The following is a 507-nucleotide window of genomic DNA, read 5'->3' as shown; positions in this document are numbered from 1 at the left end:
CACCTGCACCGCGCCCTCTTCGGAAAGCTGTACCAGCCCTTTGAGCAGCTGTTTTTGCTTCAGCGGATCTTTCAGGCGGATACGACGGAACAGTTCTGGTGCGAAGTTCGGAATACCGGTGAACTTCATCATCTCACCCTGGGTAAAGGTGTCGCCGATCTGAATGGTGCCGTGGTTGTGCAGGCCGAGGATATCGCCAGGATACGCTTCTTCAACGTGCGAACGGTCGCCCGCCATAAAAGTTAACGCGTCGGAAATCACCACATCTTTGCCGGTACGGACCTGGCGTAGCTTCATGCCCTTCTCATACTTACCGGAAACCACGCGCATAAACGCCACGCGGTCGCGGTGTTTCGGGTCCATATTGGCCTGAATTTTAAAGACAAAACCGGTGAACCTCTCTTCTGAGGCTTCCACTGTGCGGGTATCGGTTTGACGCGGCATCGGCGCGGGCGCCCACGCCACTAAACCATCCAGCATATGGTCAACGCCAAAGTTACCCAGCGC

1 protein-coding gene is annotated in these 507 nt (G+C 55.8%); it reads right to left on the bottom strand.

Features of this window, described 5'->3' with window-relative positions:
- Nucleotides 1-507 (bottom strand): EF-Tu/IF-2/RF-3 family GTPase (locus tag ACEWB7_RS17470; RefSeq protein ID WP_411581019.1); only part of this gene is annotated, 507 nt, incomplete at both ends.

This window comes from Acinetobacter sp. NIOH-H-8 (assembly GCF_046635365.1).
Lineage (GTDB): Bacteria > Pseudomonadota > Gammaproteobacteria > Pseudomonadales > Moraxellaceae > Acinetobacter.
The sequence above is the reverse complement of the archived record's forward strand: the minus strand, read 5'-3'. Positions and strand labels throughout refer to the sequence as shown.